We start from the raw sequence: 499 nt of genomic DNA, 5'->3' as shown, positions 1-499 counted from the left end.
GTTACAATAACCTTTCAGCAGCGGGCCAAGACGTGTTCGACCAAGCACTCCGTGCTGATGGGATTGCCACAGTGAATCAGTCACCGCCAGATTTCGACTATCCAGATGATACAATGGACTATACCTACGTCGAAAAAAACGGGACTATATACACTATAGGCACTGGATCAAATCCATGCAGGGTGTGTGCCCTCGTGGAGCCACTTAGTATCGTGGCTGGGCTCGCGGGGGTCATCCTGCTACTGAGCGGAGTGTATCGCCTGATAAGCAGGGAAGCTGACGCTCCATAGAGCTGATGATCGGTAGAGTGTCTTTTTTACGGCCTTGTTTCAGCTCGGTCGCAGGTCTCGTTCACGACCAATTCTGATTAGCACCAGAGCTTTTGTCGTCTGCAAGTTACAGTTACTGTACTGACCACTCCTGTCTGGGAATAGAATCACGCTTTAACCAGCTCTAGTCACCGAATTTTCTGCGCCCCAGCGGGGTGAGGGGCGTCCCA

The 499-nt window shown here is 51.7% G+C and carries 1 pseudogene; it reads left to right on the top strand.

Annotation, left to right across the window (positions count from 1 at the left end):
- Positions 1 to 290 (top strand): annotated as a pseudogene (locus C442_RS22555) (hypothetical protein); the annotation flags it as partial.
- Positions 291 to 499: the final 209 nt, after the last annotated feature.

The organism is Haloarcula amylolytica JCM 13557, from assembly GCF_000336615.1.
Classification (GTDB): Archaea; Halobacteriota; Halobacteria; order Halobacteriales; family Haloarculaceae; genus Haloarcula; species Haloarcula amylolytica.
This window is presented reverse-complemented; position numbering and strand designations above follow the sequence as displayed.